This is a genomic window from Nocardia sp. NPDC004722, assembly GCF_053601505.1.
Genome location: NZ_JBSGBY010000647.1, coordinates 1 through 4,546, shown reverse-complemented (window position 1 = coordinate 4,546; position 4,546 = coordinate 1). Strand labels below are relative to the sequence as shown.

Below are 4,546 nucleotides of genomic sequence, written 5' to 3'. Positions count from 1 at the left end.
GTCGCCGGCGATCAGCACCCCGCCGCGGTAGCTGACCGCGACGATGGTGGTGCCGTGCGGAGCGATATCGGACGGCACGCCCGGATTGGGGTGCGTGCCGTTCGATCCGATTCCGTTGCCGGGCAACAGTTCCGGAGCGTGGAGACGCAGGTACTCGGAGAAAGAGGATTGGGCGAACCCCAACTGGAGCCGCAGGGGGTCACCTTGGGTCACTGGCCGCCCTTCTGCACGTAGGCGCGGACGAAGTCCTCGGCGTTCTCCTCGAGCACGTCGTCGATCTCGTCGAGCAGGTCGTCGGTTTCCTCCGCCAGCTTCTCGCGACGCTCCTGTCCCGCCCCGCCGTCACCGACCGGGCCCTCGTCCTCGTCGCCGCCACCGGCGCGCTTGGTCTGCTCTTGTGCCATAGCAGCCGACCTCCTCTGTGATCATCGGCGAGCACCGGAGAAGATCCGATGCTCGTCCCCCAACACTACCCACCAGCGGCGGGAACATGCCGGATTAAACGTCATTGTGCTGATGCCGCGATCTCCCCGGAGCCTCCCGGACGACACCCCTCGACCCCCGGGATTTCACTCGGAGGCAAGCCCCCGAGCCCCCGTCGAAACCCGGGGACGAGCCCCTGCGGCCCCGAAAGAAAGTGGTCCGGGGACACAGTCCACGGACCACCGAAGGTGTGCGGCGCGGTAACCAGAGCAGCAAGGGCCGGGAGAATCCCTCCCGGCCCTCGTGCGGATGTTCGCTACGCGCGAATTCCTCAGTGCGTCAGCTGCTGCACCAACTCCGAGGCGGTGTGGACGCCGTCCAGCAACTTTCCGACGTGGGACTTGGTGCCGCGCCGCGGTTCCAGGGTGGGGATGCGCACCAGGGAGTCGCCGCCGAGGTCGAAGATGACCGAATCCCAGCTCGCCGCCGCGATATCCGCGCCGAAGCGGCGCAGGCACTCGCCGCGGAAGTAGGCGCGGGTGTCGGTGGGCGGGTTGGTCATCGCGTCGGTGATCTGCTGTTCGGTGACCAGGCGCTGCATGGAGCCGCGCGCCACCAGGCGGTTGTAGAGGCCCTTGTCCAGGCGCACATCCGAGTACTGCAGGTCGACCAGGTGCAGTTTGGGCGCAGCCCAGGTCAGGCCCTCACGGTTGCGCATGCCTTCCAGCAGGCGCAGTTTCGCGGTCCAGTCCAGCAGGTCGGCGGTTTCGAGGGGGTCGCGCTCGAGCAGGTCCAGCACGTGCGCCCACTTTTCGATGACGTCCTTGGTGCGCGCGTCGTCGATTCCGGTGCGGTCCATGAACTTCTCGACCCGGTCGAGGTAGATGCGTTGCAGCGCAAGGCCGGTCAGCTCACGGCCGTCCGAAAGGGCCACGGTGGCACGCAGAGTCGGGTCGTGGCTGATGGTGTGCACGGCGGTGACCGGGCGCGCCAGCTGCAGATCCGAGAGATCCTCACCGGCCTCGATCAGGTCCAGCACCAGGGCGGTGGTGCCGACCTTCAGATACGTCGACCACTCCGCGAGATTGGCGTCACCGATGATGACGTGCAGGCGGCGGTACTTGTCCGCGTCGGCGTGGGGTTCGTCACGCGTGTTGATGATGCCGCGCTTGAGCGTGGTCTCGAGACCGACCTCGACCTCGATGTAGTCGGCGCGCTGCGAGAGCTGGAAGCCCGGCGTATCGCCGGACTGGCCGATGCCGACGCGACCGGAACCGCACACCACCTGGCGGGAGACGAAGAACGGCGTCAGCCCGAGAATGATCTGGTTGAACGGGGTCTCGCGGCTCATCAGGTAGTTCTCGTGGGTGCCGTAGGAGGCGCCCTTGCCGTCGACATTGTTCTTGTAGAGCTGCATGCGCGGGGCGCCGGGCACGCTCGAGGCGTAGCGGGCGGCGGCCTCCATCACCCGCTCACCGGCCTTGTCCCAGATGACGGCGTCCAGCGGGTCGGTGACCTCGGGCGCGGAGTATTCGGGATGGGCGTGATCGACGTAGAGGCGAGCCCCGTTGGTGAGGATCATGTTCGCCGCCCCGACCTCGTCGGCGTCGATCACCGGCGCGGGCCCGTTGAGCCTGCCGAGATCGAAACCGCGCGCGTCCCGCAACGGCGATTCCACCTCGTAGTCCCAGCGTGTGCGCTTGGCGCGCGGCACGCCCTCGGCCGCGGCGTAGGCGAGCACCGCCTGGGTCGACGTGAGAATCGGGTTGGCCGACGGCTCGGTAGGCGTCGAAATGCCGTACTCGACCTCGATTCCGATGATGCGCTGCATGCCTCGAGCCTAGGCGAAAGGCACGCCCGGGCGCGGGTGGACTGTCCGGGTTGCAGTCATTCGCGAGTCGGATGCCGGGTCGTTCTCGCGGCTGATCCGCGCCGAGCGGGGTCGGCGGCACAATGACCGGCATGGTCGAACCGGCTGCCACCCCACGTCTCCCACTGCCGGACAGGCCCGTAGCCGACGACCCCGAAACCGTTCCCGCCCAATCCGGTTCGGCCCGGCTGGGGGCACTGGACGTGCTGCGCGGCATCGCCATCCTGGGCACGCTGGGCACCAATATCTGGATCTTCACCAATTCCGAAGGGCTGCTCGGCTACCTCGCGCACAGCGACGAACCGCGGGGGGCGTGGCTGTGGATCGAACGGGTCCTGCAGCAGCTGGCGCAGGGCAAGTTCCTGGGGCTGCTGACCATCATGTTCGGGATCGGCCTGGCTATCCAGCAGCGATCGGCGGTGCGGGCCGGACGGTCATGGCCGGGCCGCTACCCGGTGCGGGCGGGACTGCTGCTGCTCGACGGGCTGGTGAACTTCTTCTTCGTCGCCGAATTCGATGTGCTGATGGGGTATGCGGTCACCGGGCTGGTGGTCGCGTTCATCCTGACGACCGGCCCGAAGGCGCAACGGCGCTGGCTGATCACCATGGCGAGCATCCATGTGACGGTGCTGTCGCTGATCGCGGTGGCGATCCTGCTGAGTCCCGGCGGCGATGACGGCGGGCATCGGCCCTTGGATCCGAATCCCTATGCGGACGGCTCGTTCTGGGATCTGGTGGCGTTCCGCTGGGAGCATCTGCTGGTGTTCCGGCTGGAACCGCTGTTCATCTTCCCGATGTCGATCGCGCTGTTCCTGCTGGGTGCGCGCCTGTTCCGGGCCGGGATCTTCGAGTCCGGCGGCGCGCGAATCCGCAAGCGACTCATGGTGATCGGCTTCGGCGTCGCCGCCCCGATCGATCTGCTGCTCGGATTGACCGGCGGCGACCTGATCCTGGTGGCCCGCTACGGGACCGCCCCGATCGTCTCCCTCGGCCTGCTCGCGCTGGTCGCGGAGGTCTACACGCACCGCCCCGGGCCGGGTTGGGTGGGCCGCCGCTTCAGCGAGGTGGGCCGGATGGCGTTGAGCTGCTACATCCTTCAGAACCTGGTGTCGGGATGGCTGTGCTACGGCTGGGGTCTCGGGCTGGCGGGCCTGGTGTCGGCCACCGCGCGAGTGCCGTTCACCGCCGGGATCTACGTGCTGGTGTGCGCGCTCATGCTGAGCTTCGCGCACCTGTGGCTGCGCCGATTCGAGCGCGGCCCGGTGGAGTGGCTGTGGAATCGCAGCTATCGCGCGCTCACCGGCGGGTGAGGGCTACTCGATCTCGTCGATGGAACGCAGGTACGGCGACTGACCGTCGATGCAGCTCTGCAACCGGAACAGGGTATGCGCCGGAACGACATCGGTGAACTGCTCGCTACCGGAGGAGCCGCCGCCGTCGGGATCGCTGTACTCGCACTGCATGGAGCCGGAGACCACGTACTCGCGGTCGGTGTCGTTGCGGCAGTCCAGGACATCGCAGCGCATGCCGTCCGGGAGAGCGACGTCCGCGGCCGCCGGGGCGATCGGAGCCAGCGCGGCGGCGGTGATCGCCGCGAACACGACCGGCCGGGCGTACGAACGGAGGGCCATCGAAATCCTCTGGTGGTGAAGCGGTGTCACGCGCGGGCCGCCGCGGTGCGCGAGAGCAGGTCGGCGACGACGGTGTCGCGGGTCAGCGGCAGGTCCAGACTACGGGCATTGCCCTCCAGCAGCGACAACACCGACTCGGTGAGGATTCCCTCGACCTGTTCGCTGGTCAGGGTGGGTGCGGCTCGCCAGCTGTTGACCACGCCGTCGACGAAGCCGACGGTGCCGAAGGCCATGGGGCGGGCCCGGTTCCGGTCGATGCCGAAGCGTTCGAGGGTGTCGGCGAACAGGTCGGCGAGGTGGCCGCCGATGCGGTCGCGGGCCCCGGCCAGAGCGGTGGAGGGTTCGCCGTGCGGGTCGGCGGCGGCCAGGAAGCGGTGCAGCTGCGGATGGCGTTCCACCCAGCCGACGTAGGTGCCGATCGCGCCGCGGACCAGATCGCGCACGGTGCCCTCGGGGTGCAGGCGCGGAAGCAGTTCGGCCAGCAGCGAATCCAGGATGTGGCGGCGGATGGCCTCGTCGAGGTCGGTCCTCGATGAGGCCCGTCGTCGACTACGCGAAACTTCGGCCACGGTGACCGACATCGCCCACGGCGTGGGTTTCAACGACGTCAACACCTTCACCC

General features: G+C 68.3%; 5 protein-coding genes and 1 pseudogene. 1 reads left to right on the top strand and 5 read right to left on the bottom strand.

The window, feature by feature from the left end; translation table 11 throughout:
- From ACWELQ_RS38880 to dop, 3 genes and pseudogenes are all read right to left on the bottom strand, one after another.
- Positions 1-213 (bottom strand): annotated as a pseudogene (locus ACWELQ_RS38880) (proteasome subunit beta); the annotation flags it as partial.
- Positions 210-404 carry a ubiquitin-like protein Pup gene (locus ACWELQ_RS38875; RefSeq protein ID WP_033089305.1) on the bottom strand — a complete coding sequence of 65 codons (195 nt, stop codon included), beginning with the start codon at positions 402-404 and terminating at the stop codon, positions 210-212. The gene ACWELQ_RS38875 and the pseudogene ACWELQ_RS38880, both read right to left, overlap by 4 nt.
- Positions 405-754: 350 nt before the next feature.
- Positions 755-2,254, bottom strand: a complete 1,500-nt coding sequence (dop, locus tag ACWELQ_RS38870; RefSeq protein WP_452402007.1) for a depupylase/deamidase Dop — start codon at positions 2,252-2,254, stop codon at positions 755-757.
- A 131-nt stretch (positions 2,255-2,385) separates the two neighbouring features.
- Here dop and ACWELQ_RS38865 point away from each other — a divergent pair, with 131 nt between their 5' ends.
- On the top strand, positions 2,386-3,603 hold the full coding sequence (locus ACWELQ_RS38865; protein WP_452402006.1) for a DUF418 domain-containing protein: 1,218 nt from the start codon (positions 2,386-2,388) through the stop codon (positions 3,601-3,603).
- Between the two features lie 3 nt (positions 3,604-3,606).
- Here ACWELQ_RS38865 and ACWELQ_RS38860 read toward each other — a convergent pair whose 3' ends face one another.
- A complete protein-coding gene (locus ACWELQ_RS38860; protein ID WP_452402005.1) occupies positions 3,607-3,924 on the bottom strand; it encodes a hypothetical protein in 318 nt (105 codons plus the stop codon).
- Between the two features lie 26 nt (positions 3,925-3,950).
- The gene (locus ACWELQ_RS38855; protein WP_452402004.1) at positions 3,951-4,544 is read right to left on the bottom strand and encodes a TetR/AcrR family transcriptional regulator; all 594 of its coding nucleotides are present in this window, start codon (positions 4,542-4,544) and stop codon (positions 3,951-3,953) included.
- Positions 4,545-4,546 lie beyond the last annotated feature (2 nt).

Coding starts and splice junctions, on each gene's coding strand:
- ACWELQ_RS38875 (WP_033089305.1), bottom strand. CDS start 404: ATGGCACAAGAGCAGACCAAGCGCGCCGGTGGCGGCGACGAGGACGAG.
- dop (WP_452402007.1), bottom strand. CDS start 2,254: ATGCAGCGCATCATCGGAATCGAGGTCGAGTACGGCATTTCGACGCCT.
- ACWELQ_RS38865 (WP_452402006.1), top strand. CDS start 2,386: ATGGTCGAACCGGCTGCCACCCCACGTCTCCCACTGCCGGACAGGCCC.
- ACWELQ_RS38860 (WP_452402005.1), bottom strand. CDS start 3,924: ATGGCCCTCCGTTCGTACGCCCGGCCGGTCGTGTTCGCGGCGATCACC.